Origin of the sequence: Oceanisphaera arctica, from assembly GCF_002936955.1 — a bacterium.
Taxonomy (GTDB): Bacteria; Pseudomonadota; Gammaproteobacteria; order Enterobacterales; family Aeromonadaceae; genus Oceanimonas; species Oceanimonas arctica.
The window spans coordinates 17,017-31,079 of record NZ_MPZM01000012.1 but is presented as its reverse complement, the minus strand read 5'-3'; the positions used below and the strand labels follow the sequence as shown (position 1 = coordinate 31,079).

Sequence of the window (14,063 nt, the reverse complement as noted above, 5' to 3'; positions counted from 1 at the left end):
CATACGCAAGGTGTTAAAGGAATGGGATCATGAGTATTTTTTCCATCGGCATCAGTGGTCTGCATGCCGCACAGCAGGCGCTGTATACCGCAAGCAATAATATCAGCAACGTATACACCCCAGGTCATAGCCGCGAAGTGGTTCAGCTGGGTGAGAGCACGTATGGCGATGGCGTTCAGGTCAATGCTGTTCAGCGTCAGTTCGACCAGTTTGTGAACTCGCAGCTGAATAGCTCGAGCAGCAGCCTCAGTGCGCTGGCGTCCTATCAGTTTCAGGTCGGGCAAATAGACAACCTGCTGGCCGATCAGGAAGCGGGTCTGGCACCCTTGATGAACCAGTTTTTCTCCTCCCTCGAGGATCTGGCTGGCGCCCCGGCCGATCCGGCCGCGCGCCAGGGGGTACTGGGCAGCGCCAGCAGCCTGACCAGCCAGTTCCGTTCTGTCGATGATTATCTGGACAGTATGCAACAGGGTATCAACGGGCAGATCCATGACGAAGTCATCCAGATCAACAACAGGGCCGAGCAAATCGCCGGGCTTAACCGGGAAATCGGTCTGGCCAATGCCAAAACCGGCAGTCAGCCCAATGCCTTGCTTAACCAGCGGGATCAGCTGGTGTCGGAACTGAGCGAACGCCTTGGGGTTCGGGTTAATGTGCAGGATGGCGGCAGCTATAACCTGACCTTCGGCAATGGTCAGCCGCTGGTGACGGGCAGCCAGTTCTACTCGCTTGAGGCGATGAGCTCGTCGCTCGATCCTTCACGCACGGCGGTGGGGTACCAGGACTCGGCAGGTAACCTGATCGAGTTGAACGACAGTGCCGTCAAGGGTGGCTCCCTGGGGGGGCTGCTGGGCTTCCGTTCGGAAACCCTGGATGCAACCCAGAATAAACTGGGTCAGTTGGCGGTGTCCCTGGCCCTGGGATTCAATGAACAGCACAGCCAGGGAATCGATCTCAATGGCGAGGCGGGCGCAGCCTTTTTTGCGGTAGGTGAGCCGCAGGTTTACAGCCATGCCCGTAATTCGGGGAATGGCGAGCTGAGTGCCGCCTTCAGTGACATCACGCAGCTGACCAGTAGCAGCTATGATTTGCGCTTTGATGGTGGCGCCTTTACCGTTACCCGGCGCGACAGCGGCGCCGAGGTGGCGGCCGACCATGATCCTTCTGCGGGTACCCTGAGCTTTGGTGGCATGACACTGACGCTGAGCGGTAGTCCGGCAGCGGGTGATAGCTTTTATGTCAATCCGCTGCAGCAGGCTGCCGGTGACTTGCAGAGCCTGATTAGTGATACCGCAGACATCGCCGCAGGTACGGCGTCGGGCAGTGGAGATAATCGCAATGCCCTGGCTCTGCAGCAATTACAGAACCAGCCGCTGGTGGCGGGGCGAGCCACCCTGAGCCAGTCATATGGCGCCCTGGTCAGCGAAGTGGGCAATCGGGCTCAGACGGTGCAGGTCAATCTGACCGCACAGATGGCCCTGAACGAGCAGCTACGGGCCCAGCAGCAGTCCGAGTCGGGGGTCAACCTGGATGAAGAAGCCGCCAACCTGGTGCGCTATCAGCAGTATTACCAGGCCAATGCCAAAGTCATCGAAGTTGGTGCCACCCTGTTTGATACCATGCTGGGCCTGCGTGCCTGAGAGTGATTAAAGAGATAGAGCCGATATGCGCATCAGTACCCTGACCATCTTTGAACAGAACATCTCGTCGATGAACCGCCAGCAGGGAGAATTTCTCAAGGTGGGTCAACAGATTGCCAGCGGACGCCGGGTGGTCAACCCATCGGACGATCCCCAGGCGGCCTCCCGCGCGGTAGGGGTCAAGCAATCGATGGCGGTCACCGAACAATATACCAATGCCAGGATCACGGTACGCAATATGCTGGCCCAGGAAGAGAGCGTGCTCAACAGCCTGGGCGACGGCATTACCCGCGCCAAGACGCTGATGATACAGGCGGCCAATGGCACGTCTGTCAGTGGTTCCAATGTCAGTGAGGTGCGGGGCATTTACGAGTCGATTCTGGGGCAGGCCAACGCCAGCGACGGCAACGGCGGCTTCCTGTTCGGTGGCTATCAGAGTGATAGCCCCCCCTTTGTCAAAAATGTCGACGGTGCGGTGAATTATGTGGGCGATGACCAGGTTCGTGAACAACGGATTGACGCCTCCCGGCTGATGCCGGTCGGTGATAATGGCAACACCATTTTTCGCAGCGTGACTGCCGGTGCCGGTTATGTGGCCGAGGCCGGTGCCGCCAATGCCGGCAATGTCATCTTTACGGGGCCGGCCGTGGTGGATGCGACCGATCCGGATTATGGTGTCAGTTTTACGCTGACCTTCGAGGTCAGCGATGACAGCGTCAGCTACCGTATCAACGACGGTGATCCCCAGGTATATGAAGCCGGACAGGCGATCCGCTTTGGCTGTCTGTCCCTGACCCTGGAAGGCAGCCCGGTGACCGGTGACCGCATCAATCTGGGACTGGCGAAGAATATGGATGCGGATCTGTTTACCACTCTGGAACAGGCAATAGCCGCACTGGAGGCGCCAGGGGGGACCGAACAGCAGCGGGCGGCGCTGAGTAACACCCTGAGCACTGTGATGCGCAAGCTGGATAACAGCCTGGATACTGTGCTGACGGCGAGAGCCTCGGTCGGCGCCCGGCTGAACGAACTGGATGTGATCGATACGGTGGCCGGCAACCGTATGCTCAACTACGAGCAGACGCTCTCGGATCTGGTGGATCTGGATTATGTGGAGGCGGTCTCCAATTACAGTCTGCGCAAGGTGGGGTTGCAGGCTGCCCAGAAGTCGTTTGTGGACATTCAGGGAATGTCGCTGTTCAACTTCCTCAAGTAATAATGTCCGGGATTAGGGATTAGGGATTAGGGATTGGGGGTAATGGCCCCATTCCCCATTCCCCATTCCCCATTCCCGATTCCCGATTCCCGATTCCCGATTCCCGATTCCCGATTCCCGATTCCCGATTCCCGATTCCCGATTCCCCATTCCCTTGATCCCATCATAGCGGCACCATGGCCCCTACCAGCTGCTGCATAAAGGTCAGCCCCTGGCCGAACAGCCGCTGCAGGAAACGACCCAGATCGGTCATCATAACCATCAACAGCACCAGCCCCACCATCATGGTCAGCGGAAAACCCACCGAAAACACCGTCAGCTGCGGGGCCGCCCGGTTAAGGATGCCCAGCGACAGGTTGATGATCAGAAGGGCGGCGACCAGTGGCCAGGCCAGTAGCAGCCCGGAGACAAAGATGGTGCTGGCGAACCGGGCCAGCAGCTCGAAGGCGCCGGTATTCAGGCCGCTGCTGCCGACAGGCAGAGCGAAAAAGGTGCCGGCCAGGATCTCGATAACCATCAGATGGCCATCGAAGGCCAGAAACAGCAGCAGGCTGATCATATACAGCAGCCGCGCCAGCACCATGGTATTGGCACCGGTGTCCGGGGCGAAGAAGGTGGCGAAGGCGAGACCCATCTGCAGGCCGATATATTCCCCCGCCGCCGTCACCACGGCGAACAGGATGTGCATGGTCAGACCCATGGCCAGACCGATCAGCATCTGCTCGACCAGGATGCCGAGTCCCGCCCAGGACATCACGGGGGTATCCGGTAGTGGCGGCAGGCCGGGGGCGATAATCAGGGTCAGCAAGGCGGCGAGGCCGATTTTTACCCGATTGGGAATACTGGAGTGGCCGAGCAGGGGGGCGGCCACCAGGAAGGCGCTGAGGCGGGTAAAGGGCCAGAGAAAGGTGACCAGCCAGCCCTGCAGTTGGGCAAATGTGACCTCGACCACGGTCGCTTACATCACCATGAACGGGATATTGGTGAACAGTTCCCGGGTAAAGTCGACGATCAGCTTCAACAGGTAGGGACCGCTGGCCACCAGCACCGCAAGTACCGCCAGTATCTTGGGAATAAACGACAGCGTCATCTCGTTGATCTGGGTGGCGGCCTGAAACAGGCTGATCAGCAGGCCGACCAGCAGCGCGGTCAGCAACAGGGGGGCGGACAACAGCAGGGTGACCCGCATGCCCTGATAGGCCAGGTTCATCACCGCTTCCGGGGTCATGTCCGTCTCCTCGGACTGATCGTGCTAGACATGGAAACTCTGGGCCAGTGAGCCGATCAGCAGCTGCCAGCCATCCACCAGCACGAACAGCATCAGCTTGAACGGCAGGGAAATGGTGGCCGGCGGTACCATCATCATGCCCAGCGCCATCAGCACGCTGGCGACCACCAGATCGATAATCAGGAAGGGGATGAAAATGGTGAATCCGATCTGAAAGGCGGTTTTTAACTCGCTGGTGACAAAGGCCGGCATCAGCACCCGCATGGGCAGGTCTTCCGGGCCCTGCAGCGGGCCGACATCGGCCAGGCGCACAAACAGCGCCAGATCCGCATCCCGGGTCTGGGCCAGCATAAAGTCCCGCAGGGGCTGGCTGCCCAGGGATAAAAATTGCTCCATGTTGATCTTGTCCTGGGACAAGGGCTGCCAGGCGGTGTCGTAGATCTGGCTGAATACCGGCGACATGATAAAAAAGGTCAGGAACAGGGCCAGCCCCAGCAACACCTGATTGGGCGGCGTGGACTGGGTGCCCATGGCGGTGCGTAGCAGGCTGAAGACGATGATGATACGGGTAAAACTGGTCATCATCAGCAGCATGGCGGGCAGGAAAGCCATGCTGCTGAGCAGCAGCAGGGTTTGTAGCTGGATGGACCATTGCTGGCCGCCATCGGCGGTGGGCTGGCTGATAATGCCCGGAAGCGACTGGGCGGCGGTGAACGCCGGCCAGCAGCACAGGCCGGCAAGCAGCAACATCCTGAGACAAGCATAAGCCTTCATGTTCAGGATCCGTCGCGGGGCGCGGCGCGTCCCCTGCCAGTACGCGCTCCGGCCTGCTGTTTCAGGGCCAGGGCAAAACGGCTGGCAAAGCCCGGCTCAACGTCAGGCCCGGCATGCTCTGCAGATGATCGCCGCTGTGCCGGCATTTCATGCAGCTTGTTGACCTGACCGCCGCCCACGCCCAGTATCAGCCAGGTGTCCTCCAGTTCGACCACCACAATCCGTTCCCGGTTACCGAGGGCGGTACTGGCAATGACCTTCATGTTTGGCCCAATCCCCGTACCCGCTCTACCCAGGCGCCTGAACAGGTAGCCGCACAGCAGGATCAGCATGATGATCAGCGCCAGCACGGCGGCGGTTTTACCCAGAGCAGCCATGCCCAGCAAGGCATCGCCGCCGGTGCCGGCAAGGGGGAGGGAAGTGTCGTTCATCGGTTCAGCTTTTGCACCCGCTCGGAAGGGGTGACGATCTCGGTAATACGGATCCCGTACTTGTCATCCATCACCACCACTTCGCCCTGGGCGATCAGGTAGCCGTTGATCAGTATATCCATGGGCTCCCCGGCCAGCCCATCGAGTTCGATGACCGAGCCCTGGGCCAGCTCAAGCAGCTGCTTGATGGTGAGTCGGGTGCGGCCCAGTTCGACGGTGAGCTTGACCGGAATATCCAGGATCATTTCCAGCTCTCGGGGCGTCTCGCTATTGGCATTGTTTTTCAGCGGCTTGAACACGCTCTTGCCGGCAGGGCGGACCCCCCCCGAGGGACTGTTTTCACCACCCTGAAGCTGCTCGGCCAGAGCCCTGGTTCTGGGGGCTTCCTGTGAGGCCGATTCCTGGCCTTGCTGCTCAGCCATGGCCATGGCCCATTCATCGTCGGCCGTGCCCTGCTCGGAGGGGGTATGATCAGTCATGATTGGTTTCCTTCAGCGGATCTTTCGGTAACAGGTTCCTGACAAAATTGTCGGCGTTATCGGCAGCGTGGGCGGTATGATCTATGATACGGGTCACCCGCAGAGCCCGTTGCTCGTTCTCGCTGCCGAATTCACACTCCAGCACAGGCACACCGTCAACACCGGCGAGCACTGAGTCGGGCAGCTCCATGGGCAGCACGTCGCCGACCTTGAGTGTCATCACTTGAGCAAGGCGAGAAGGCAGGGTGACAAAATTCGCCACCAGCTCGACTTCGGACTGCTTGATTTCTCCGGCCATGCGTCGGGTCCACATACCGTCACCGTTACTGGCAGTGCTGTTCTCGGCCTTGAGTTTGCTGAGCTGGTCACGCAGCGGCTCCAGCATTGAATAAGGGATGCAAATCTGAAAATCATTGGACAGGTTGCCGACTTCCATATGGAAGCTGGTGTTGACCACTATGTCGGCCTGAGTGTTGGTGATATTGGCGAACTTGGTCTGCATTTCCGAGCGTAGATAGCCGATCTCCAGGGGATAGACGGCTTTCCAGGCATCCTGATAGGCGTCGATGGCCAGGTTGAGGATACGCCTGATGATACGCTGTTCCGTATTGGTGAAGTCGCGCCCGTCGGACTGGCTAATAAAACGGCCATCCCCGCCAAACAGGTTATCCACCACCATAAAGATCAGGCCGGGAGGAAAGACCACCAGAGCCGTACCCCTTAGGGGCTTCATGGTTATCAGGTTGATATTGGTCGGCACCGGCACATTGCGGGCAAAATCGCTGTAACTCTGGTGGCGTACCGATTCCACGGTAATATCGGCGCTGCGCCGTATCAGGTTAAAAAGACCCATTCGAAACTGCCTGGCGAAGCGTTCATTGATGACATCCAGGGCATGCAGGCGTTCACGAATAATCCTGTGTTGGGTGGCGGGATCAAACAGGCGCGCCCGCGGCGACTGCTGGATGACAGCATGCTCTTCTTCATCAAAGACACCATTGAGCAGGGTGTCGATTTCTTGTTGTGACAACAGTTCGTCTTTAGACATGATGCAATAACATTAACCGGTTACTGGACAATAAATTCGGTAAAGAGCACATCATCAATGAGTAACTCCGGCTGGGCGTTGGTCATGGGGGCACGCAGCCGCTCGAGGATACGGGCAGCCAGCAGTTCCTTGCCGCCGGTAGAGGTGACTTCATCGGCCTGTTGCCCGGACAGCAACAGCAATAACCGATTACGAATCTGGGGCATGTGGCTGGCCAGCACGGTTTCCGTTTTACTGTTGCCCACCTTCAGGGTCAGGCCGATGTAGAGCAGGCGTGGGCCATAGCGATCGTCCTGCAGATTCACAGTGAAGGGGTCTATCTTGACAAAAATGGGCTCGGGGGCAGGCTGAACATCCTCCTGCTCTGCTGTTTCGACATTGCTTGCCTTGTTGTTCATGTTTTCCAGCAGAAAGTAGCCATTGACACCGGTCACCGCCACCATGACCAGCATCATTATCGCCATAAGCCACTTCATCTTGCTGTTGCCTTTGGCATTCGCCATTTTGTTACCTTTTGTCTTACTGTCTGTGAGTTATGGTGTCCGTGCGGTTCGGGAGTATACCGGAAAAGCAGCATGACCGTTGACCGGAAAGTAGGGCCAGGTCGGCTTATCTTCCCCGATTGGGCTGTTCAGGCATACAGATCCACCCGGCCATCCAGGAGCACGGGACGGATTGCCTGACTATGCTCGACGGCTTGTTCCAGATTTTCTTCCGACTGGGGCTCGGTGGTCATGGGGGGCGGGGAGGGCTGTTCACGGGCAAATGACTGCCCTTGTTCCCCGACCGAGGTTTCACCCAGGCTGATACCCTGTTCGGCCAGCGCCTCGCGCAGCTGGGGAATGGCCTGCTCTACCGCCTGACGCACAGGGCCATGAGCGGATAAAAACTGTACCTGGGCGTCCTGTTCGGTCAGCTTCAGGCTGACCAGCAAGGGCCCCAGTTCAGCCGGGTTAAGATGCAGCTCCATGCTTTGATCGGAACGCAACGCCAGCCCGATCAGTTGCTGGCCAAGCTGTTGCTGCCAGGCCTGACTGGCGACCGGAGCGGCCAGGCTCACCATGCCCGGTGCCGGGCTGAGCTGTGTGCCATTCGCCGGCAATAACCCTCGGTCGGCAATCCCCGGAGCAATGCCCTGGACTGTATTCATGATGGTCTCAGGTCCCGGCAGCAGGTCACCGGCCTGCGCTGTCGTCTCCGGTTCCGGCAGCGGGTTGCCGGCCTGCATTGTCGCCTCCGGACCGGCTCCTGTCAGGGGAGCGAAAGCAAATAGCGTCGGTTTTCCCCCCTCGGTCGGCGGCCAGGGCTCGACCGGGATACTGGTCTGCCTGCCGGCCTGGTCAATCAGTGCCAGGCGCTGGTGAATATCCACCAGCGCCGGTGGCAGGCCGGTGATCTCCGGTGCTGCCTCCGGGGTTGCTGTGGTCGGCACAGGCACAGGCGCCGGGCTGAAGCCGCCGGGCAAGGCCATCGCCAGTAGCAGGCCGTTATCCTGGGGCGGGAGCTGGCTGGCAGCCAGGACAGGATCCGAGACGGTTTCAGGCGGCTCGGGCTCTGGTTTTTTCAAACCGGGCCGACTGCCTTCCGCTTTGTGCGCGGTGGGCTTTTCGTGCCGGGCCAGCTGGTGGGAAAACGCTTTCTCGGGCGCCGCCTGGCGGGATTTCGCCGGCGTGGGCATGGCGGATGTGCCTGTGTTGATCAGGGCGCAGATCTCCATTAGCGCTCCTGTGTCTCATGTTCGTGCAGCCCATTCACGCCCTGGCGTGCCAGGGCATTGGTGGTCAGCTCATCGCTCTGACGCAACTCCTGACGCTGGGTCTGGCGCTGAAGCGCGGCTGTTCGGCGCTGGGTCAGGGTGCTATAGGAAGACAGGCGTTGTTGTTGCTGCTGCCAGTGCTGCTGACCGGCGCTGACTCTCTGCTGCTGCTGATCGATAGCCTGGCGGGCTCGGGTGATGGAGGCGTCCAGCGAGCCGAGAAATTGCTGATAATTGTGCAGGGTCGCCGGATCTATGCCGGTGGACAGCAGCTGCTGCAGGCGTCCGGCATATTCCAGCCGGTAGTGATTGAGGGTCTGCAGCTGGGTGGTCAGCTGGGTTTCGCTACGCCGTTCGCTGGCCAGCAGCTGACCGGCCTTGTCTCTGGCTTCCCGGGTCAGTTCTATCAGGGTGTGCAGGGGGCTGGCAGTTGTCATCATTGAGTTCCAAATAGTGTTGCCAAGGCCTGTTGCGTGGCATCGAGATCCGCGTGTTCATGAATATGCTGTTGCAGAAAACTTTCCAGCCGGGGGTTGAGCTGTACCGCCCGATCGAGCAGGGGATCCTTACCCGGGCTGTAGGCGCCGACGCTGATCAGATCCCGGTTGCGCTGATAGCGGGAGAACAGTTGCTTGAACTGTTGAGCCTGCTGTTGCCTATCAGGCGGGACTATGGCGCTCATTACCCGGCTGATCGACGCCTCGATATCAATGGCCGGATAATGGCCGGCTTCGGCCAGCGACCGTGACAGCACTATATGGCCATCGAGGATGGCCCGCGCCGAATCGGCAATGGGATCCTGCTGATCGTCGCCTTCGGTCAGCACCGTATAAAAGGCGGTAATCGAACCGCCGCCGGGTGGACCGTTGCCGGCACGTTCCACCAGGCGGGGCAGCTTGGCAAATACAGAGGGCGGGTAGCCCTTGGTGGCCGGGGGCTCACCGATGGCCAGGGCGATTTCACGCTGGGCCATGGCATAACGGGTCAGGGAATCCATGATCAGCAAGACATCAAGGCCCTGATCGCGAAAGCCCTCCGCCAGACGGGTGGCATAGGCAGCGCCCTGCAGCCGTTGCAACGGAGACGTGTCTGCGGGGGCGGCGACCACCACGGCGCGGCGGCGGCCTTCTTCACCCAGAATATTATCGATAAAATCCTGTACTTCCCGACCCCGTTCGCCGATCAGGCCGACCACGATCACATCCGCCCTGGTATAGCGGGCCATCATACCCAGCAACACCGACTTGCCGACCCCGGAACCGGCAAACAGTCCCATGCGTTGCCCCCGACCGACGCTGAGCAGGCCATTGATGGCGCGAATGCCCACATCGATTTGGCTGTCGATAGGCGCCCTCATCAGTGGGTTGAATGGAGCCGTGGCCAGCGGAGCCCGGGGCGCATCATCCAGAGGTCCCTTGCCATCCAGGGGCCGGCCATTACCGTCCAGCACCCGGCCCAACAGGGCTTCTCCCAGGGGAAAGCGACGAGCACCGCTGGTCGGGCCTTCCCCCATCGGATATACCTTGGCTCCCGGTGCCAGGCCGCTCAGTTCCTCCAGCGGCATCAGGAACAATCGCTCCCCCGCAAAGCCCACTACCTCGGCCTCGGCGAAACGATCCTGGGGGGAACCATCCGGGCTCGACAGCTCGATACGACAGGCGCTGCCCAGGGGAACCCTGAGCCCGACAGCCTCCAGCACCATGCCGGTGGCGCGGATAATCCGGCCGCTGGCCCGGTAACCGGGCAGGGACTCAATCCGGCTGCCGACCTTGTTCATGATCAGCAGCCAGCGACGCTGATGGGCGTTGGTGGCGGTGCTGATGGTCATTGCGCCGATTCCGTGCCCGCTTGCTCGACCTGAGCATGACGGTGTCGCAGTTGGCCGGTAATGGCCTGCCAGCGGCTTTCCCAGCTGGCGTCCAGCTCGCCGCTGGCGCTGGTCACGCGACAGCCGCCACGGCCGAGCTGTTCGTCGGGCTGTAGTTGCCAGCCGGCAGTGGCCAGTTCGGCGCCCAGCTGAGCTTGCACCAGCTCAAGATCCGCCGGATGCAGCCATAGACGGGGCGAGCCGGACAGGGTTGGCTCTACCTGCAACAATTCACGCACCAGCACCAGCACCTGCTCCGGCCGGGCTTTGAGGGCATCGGCCGCCAGTTGCCGGCCGGTATTCAGCGCCAGCTCGACCAGAGCCTCGGCGATATCATCATCCAGGTTGGTCAGTGCCATGCTGAAGTTCTGAGCCAGGGGCAGCAGGGGGGCCAGTGCCTGCCGGGTCTGCTCCAGCCCCTGCTCGGCGCCGGCGGCCCGACCCTGTTCCAGACCCTGGTCATAGCCCTGCTGACGACCGGCTTCCAGGCCTTCCCGGTAGCCCTGCTCATGGGCTTGCTGGCGGATCTGTTCCCGAAGAGTGTCCAGTTCGCTCTGCTGATCGAGTTCTTGTTGGCGGGCGGATTCTTGCAGCTCCGGTGTCTCGGCCGATGGCCGCGCCGAGCTGGCGGGGTCCAGCTGTCCCATCTGCCAGGGTTGCCAGGCCTCTTGCCGTACTTGCGTGGTGAACGGACGAACATCGGGCTCGAAGGTTTTAGACATAGCTGTCGTTGCCTCCGCCCAGCACTATCTCGCCGCTGTCTGCCAGGCGCCTGACCACCTGCAGGATGGCCTTTTGCTCGCTGTCCACCAGCGAGCGGCGAATCGGGCCTCTGGCATCCATTTCTTCACGCATCAGCTTGGCGGCCCGCTGGGACATGTTGCTCATGAATTTGAGCAGCAGACCCTCGGAGGCGCCCTTGAGCGCTACCATCAGGTTGTCGGCGTTAATCTCCTTGAGCAGGAGCTGTATGCTGTGATCGTCCAGATCCTGCAGGTTTTCAAACAGGAACATTTCGTCGATGATCTTCTGGGCCAGATTTTCGTTGTGGGCGCGGATAGTCTCGATGACTGCGCTTTCCTGATGGGTGCTCATCCGGTTGAGGATTTCGGCGGCAGTCTTGATGCCGCCCATCTTGCTGCGTTTCAGGGTCTGGCCGTTCAGCATGCCGCCGAGCACTTCGGTGAGTTCCTGCAATGCCGCCGGCTGGACGCCGGTAAAGGTGGCGATGCGCAGCACGACTTCGTTGCGCAGCCGGTCGTTGAAGTGCCCGAGTACGTCTGAGGCCTGCGCCCGCTCCAGATGGATCAGTATGGTGGCGATAATCTGTGGATGTTCATCGCGGATCAGCTCGGCGATCACCGAGGCCTCCATCAGGTTGAGGGCGTCGATGCCGGTGTTTTTCTGCCGGTGTTCGTTCGCATCCTCAAGCAGACTGCTGGCCCGTTCCTTGCCCAGCGCCTTGCTCAGCATGCCGTGCAGGTGTTCGTCGGAATGCAGGTTGATATCGGAAAACTCTTCCGCTTCCTGTTTGAACTCCTGCAGTATGTGGCGCATTTCTTCCTGAGTGAGCTTGCTCAGGTTGCTCATCTCCTGGGTCAGCAACTGGACCTCGGGGCCTGAAAAGTGCTTGAACACGTCGACCGCGCTGTCTTCATCCAGCGCCATCAGCAGGATGGCACCCCGGCGGGCGCCGCTGATATCAAGGAGGAAATCGTTACTCATATTTATGTATCCAACTGCGAATGATCATGGCGACCAGGTGCGGGTCTTCCTTGGCCAGTTTCCGGAGCAGGGCGAGGTGCTGCTCGTGGGGGTGGGTCTTGCGCTTTTGCAGTACCCTTTCATAGGTGGCTTCGACCATCTTCTCCGGTCCTGGCTCGTCGTTCTGCTCATCGTCCACCGTCACCTGAATACCGGCTGGTTCTGGCGGCGGGGCATAGCGGCGCAGCAGTGGTCGCAGCAGCAGCAGGTACAGCAACAGTGCGGCCAGGCCGACCAGCAGGTAGCGGCCAAAGGTCAGTGCCAGGCGCTGCAGTGACGGCGACTCCCACCATTCTCTGGGCGGCAGCGTTGACTGCTGCTCGATAAACAGGCTGTTGACCACTTCCAGCTGGTCGCCGCGGATCTCGGAAAAACCCATGGCCTGGCGTGCCAGGCGGGTGATGTGCTCGAGCTCGGTATCGCTGAGCGGGGTCTTGATATACTCTCCGCCCTCGCCGGGCAGGCTCCGGTAGTTCACTACCACCGCCGCCGTTAATCGTTTGATGTGGCCCTGGCGATACTGTATATGGGTGATATTGCGATCCACCTCGTAGTTGATGACATTGTTTTGTTGTTGCAAGGCGGCAGCCTGAACCGCATCGGCAGAGGGCGTGGTGCCGGCGCCGTTGTCATCGGTTGGCTGCTCGATGGGCGAGGCGGCAGTACCCGGCGGCACATTGCTCAATGCTCCGGGAACCCCTTGAGCCGGCTGCTGGCTGCCGTTGTAGGAGGCACTGTGCTGGGAGCTGCGCACGGTAGCCGGGCTGCCCCCCTGGTTAGGGGAATAACGCTCCGAGGTTTCTTCCCGGTTGGAAAAATCGATCTGGGCGGCGACCTGGGCCCGCACATTGTGGGCGCCCATGATGGGCGTCAGAATATTTTCGATACGCTGGCGGAAAGAGCGCTCCACTTCCTCTATGTAGCTGAGCTGGGTGCCGTCCAGATCGCCCCGGCTGCTGCCGGTACGCGACAGCAGGCTGCCACGTTGATCGACCAGGGTGACTTTGTCTGCCGCCAGTTCGGGCACGCTGCCCGATACCATGTGCACTATGGCGCTGATCTGGCCCTCGTCGAGGACCCGCCCCGGGTGCAGATTCAGCACCACTGATGCCTTGGCCGGCTCCCGGTCCCGGATAAATACCGACGACTTGGCCATGGCCAGATGCACCCGGGCCCGGGCCACGGGTCCCAGGGACTCGATAGAGCTGGCCAGTTCTCCTTCCAGCGCCCGCTGAAAGTTGATCTGCTCGGCGAACTGACTGATGCCGAAGGCCTGTTCATCCAGCAGCGCGAAGCCGGTATTGCCACTCTGGGGCAGGCCCTGTTCGGCCAGGTGCAGGCGTAGGCGGTGCACCTGATCGCCAGGCACCAGCAGGCTGTGCCCACCTTCGCTAAAGCGGTAGGGCACGGCCCGTTTGTCCAGTTCGGAGATGATACGCCCGCCGTCGGCTTCGCTCAGGTTGCTGAACAGCACCCGGTACTCGGGGCTGCTCGCCCACAGCAACAGGGCAATGACAATCGCGGCCACGGCGGCGGCGGCCAGCAACAGGGGCAGCAGGGGATTATTGCGCGCACGGGCAAGCAGCCGACCGATACCAGTCACTTGTGTTGAAGTGTTCTGACGTGAAGGGGCGGTGGTGGCGTCCTGGTTCATGCACACCTTTCTGGCAGGAAGGCGTGACTAACTTGGAAAGATGCAGGCATGAAAGCCGGAGACATGGTTACATCCGTCAGTGTCGGCCGCCCGTTCGGGCTGAACTATATAAGGATTTCATTATGCGCAGTGGCACAGAGGCCAATGGACAGAAAAGACGGCATTTTAGCCGTCAATTGACTATATGGCCAGCGACCGGGACTGCT

At 60.5% G+C, this 14,063-nt stretch carries 15 protein-coding genes; 2 read left to right on the top strand and 13 right to left on the bottom strand.

All coding sequences use genetic code 11. From position 1 onward, the window contains the following. Nucleotides 1-29: 29 nt before the first annotated feature. Entirely contained in the window at nt 30-1,640 is a 1,611-nt protein-coding gene (gene flgK / locus UN63_RS07490; protein ID WP_104486155.1) for a flagellar hook-associated protein FlgK, read from the top strand. A 25-nt stretch (nt 1,641-1,665) separates the two neighbouring features. Beyond that, nucleotides 1,666-2,856 carry a flagellar hook-associated protein FlgL gene (gene flgL / locus UN63_RS07485; RefSeq protein WP_104486154.1) on the top strand — a complete coding sequence of 397 codons (1,191 nt, stop codon included), beginning with the start codon at nt 1,666-1,668 and terminating at the stop codon, nt 2,854-2,856. Nucleotides 2,857-3,019: 163 nt separating this feature from the next. Here the strand turns inward: flgL and fliR are convergent, their stop codons facing one another. From fliR to fliF, 13 genes are all read right to left on the bottom strand, one after another. Further along, a complete protein-coding gene (fliR, locus tag UN63_RS07480; protein WP_104486153.1) occupies nt 3,020-3,808 on the bottom strand; it encodes a flagellar biosynthetic protein FliR in 789 nt (262 codons plus the stop codon). A 6-nt stretch (nt 3,809-3,814) separates the two neighbouring features. Beyond that, nucleotides 3,815-4,084, bottom strand: coding sequence for a flagellar biosynthesis protein FliQ (gene fliQ, locus UN63_RS07475; protein WP_104486152.1), 270 nt, complete (start codon nt 4,082-4,084; stop codon nt 3,815-3,817). A gap of 24 nt (nt 4,085-4,108) precedes the next feature. After that, nucleotides 4,109-4,858 (bottom strand): flagellar type III secretion system pore protein FliP, encoded by a 750-nt coding sequence (gene fliP, locus UN63_RS07470; protein WP_219821089.1) that lies wholly within the window; start codon nt 4,856-4,858, stop codon nt 4,109-4,111. A 2-nt stretch (nt 4,859-4,860) separates the two neighbouring features. Further along, complete coding sequence (fliO, locus tag UN63_RS07465; protein WP_104486151.1) at nt 4,861-5,289, bottom strand: flagellar biosynthetic protein FliO; 429 nt, start codon at nt 5,287-5,289, stop codon at nt 4,861-4,863. Continuing rightward, on the bottom strand, nt 5,286-5,768 hold the full coding sequence (fliN, locus tag UN63_RS17405; protein WP_104486150.1) for a flagellar motor switch protein FliN: 483 nt from the start codon (nt 5,766-5,768) through the stop codon (nt 5,286-5,288). The genes fliO and fliN overlap by 4 nt, the downstream gene beginning before the upstream one ends. Further along, nucleotides 5,761-6,816 carry a flagellar motor switch protein FliM gene (fliM, locus tag UN63_RS07455; protein ID WP_104486149.1) on the bottom strand — a complete coding sequence of 352 codons (1,056 nt, stop codon included), beginning with the start codon at nt 6,814-6,816 and terminating at the stop codon, nt 5,761-5,763. The genes fliN and fliM overlap by 8 nt, the downstream gene beginning before the upstream one ends. Before the next feature lie 20 nt (nt 6,817-6,836). Then, complete coding sequence (gene fliL / locus UN63_RS07450; RefSeq protein WP_104486148.1) at nt 6,837-7,319, bottom strand: flagellar basal body-associated protein FliL; 483 nt, start codon at nt 7,317-7,319, stop codon at nt 6,837-6,839. A gap of 128 nt (nt 7,320-7,447) precedes the next feature. After that, nucleotides 7,448-8,533: a flagellar hook-length control protein FliK gene (locus tag UN63_RS07445; RefSeq protein ID WP_104486147.1), complete on the bottom strand. Its 1,086-nt coding sequence runs from the start codon at nt 8,531-8,533 to the stop codon at nt 7,448-7,450. Then, on the bottom strand, nt 8,533-9,012 hold the full coding sequence (gene fliJ / locus UN63_RS07440; RefSeq protein ID WP_219821088.1) for a flagellar export protein FliJ: 480 nt from the start codon (nt 9,010-9,012) through the stop codon (nt 8,533-8,535). Before fliJ ends, UN63_RS07445 begins: the two co-directional genes overlap by 1 nt. Further along, nucleotides 9,009-10,349, bottom strand: a complete 1,341-nt coding sequence (fliI, locus tag UN63_RS07435; RefSeq protein ID WP_181068206.1) for a flagellar protein export ATPase FliI — start codon at nt 10,347-10,349, stop codon at nt 9,009-9,011. Before fliI ends, fliJ begins: the two co-directional genes overlap by 4 nt. Nucleotides 10,350-10,396: 47 nt before the next feature. Further along, complete coding sequence (gene fliH / locus UN63_RS07430; RefSeq protein WP_104486144.1) at nt 10,397-11,161, bottom strand: flagellar assembly protein FliH; 765 nt, start codon at nt 11,159-11,161, stop codon at nt 10,397-10,399. Then, a complete protein-coding gene (gene fliG, locus UN63_RS07425) occupies nt 11,154-12,164 on the bottom strand; it encodes a flagellar motor switch protein FliG (protein ID WP_104486143.1) in 1,011 nt (336 codons plus the stop codon). Before fliG ends, fliH begins: the two co-directional genes overlap by 8 nt. Next, on the bottom strand, nt 12,157-13,857 hold the full coding sequence (gene fliF / locus UN63_RS07420; RefSeq protein WP_104486142.1) for a flagellar basal-body MS-ring/collar protein FliF: 1,701 nt from the start codon (nt 13,855-13,857) through the stop codon (nt 12,157-12,159). Before fliF ends, fliG begins: the two co-directional genes overlap by 8 nt. Nucleotides 13,858-14,063 lie beyond the last annotated feature (206 nt).

What these genes read in the sequence shown, in the direction of transcription:
- fliF (WP_104486142.1), bottom strand. Translation starts at nt 13,857, where the DNA reads ATGAACCAGGACGCCACCACCGCCCCTTCACGTCAGAACACTTCAACA.
- flgL (WP_104486154.1), top strand. Translation starts at nt 1,666, where the DNA reads ATGCGCATCAGTACCCTGACCATCTTTGAACAGAACATCTCGTCGATG.
- fliP (WP_219821089.1), bottom strand. Translation starts at nt 4,858, where the DNA reads ATGAAGGCTTATGCTTGTCTCAGGATGTTGCTGCTTGCCGGCCTGTGC.
- fliI (WP_181068206.1), bottom strand. Translation starts at nt 10,349, where the DNA reads ATGAACAAGGTCGGCAGCCGGATTGAGTCCCTGCCCGGTTACCGGGCC.
- UN63_RS07445 (WP_104486147.1), bottom strand. Translation starts at nt 8,533, where the DNA reads ATGGAGATCTGCGCCCTGATCAACACAGGCACATCCGCCATGCCCACG.
- fliM (WP_104486149.1), bottom strand. Translation starts at nt 6,816, where the DNA reads ATGTCTAAAGACGAACTGTTGTCACAACAAGAAATCGACACCCTGCTC.
- fliG (WP_104486143.1), bottom strand. Translation starts at nt 12,164, where the DNA reads ATGAGTAACGATTTCCTCCTTGATATCAGCGGCGCCCGCCGGGGTGCC.
- fliQ (WP_104486152.1), bottom strand. Translation starts at nt 4,084, where the DNA reads ATGACCCCGGAAGCGGTGATGAACCTGGCCTATCAGGGCATGCGGGTC.
- fliJ (WP_219821088.1), bottom strand. Translation starts at nt 9,012, where the DNA reads ATGATGACAACTGCCAGCCCCCTGCACACCCTGATAGAACTGACCCGG.
- fliN (WP_104486150.1), bottom strand. Translation starts at nt 5,768, where the DNA reads ATGACTGATCATACCCCCTCCGAGCAGGGCACGGCCGACGATGAATGG.
- flgK (WP_104486155.1), top strand. Translation starts at nt 30, where the DNA reads ATGAGTATTTTTTCCATCGGCATCAGTGGTCTGCATGCCGCACAGCAG.
- fliO (WP_104486151.1), bottom strand. Translation starts at nt 5,289, where the DNA reads ATGAACGACACTTCCCTCCCCCTTGCCGGCACCGGCGGCGATGCCTTG.
- fliH (WP_104486144.1), bottom strand. Translation starts at nt 11,161, where the DNA reads ATGTCTAAAACCTTCGAGCCCGATGTTCGTCCGTTCACCACGCAAGTA.
- fliL (WP_104486148.1), bottom strand. Translation starts at nt 7,319, where the DNA reads ATGGCGAATGCCAAAGGCAACAGCAAGATGAAGTGGCTTATGGCGATA.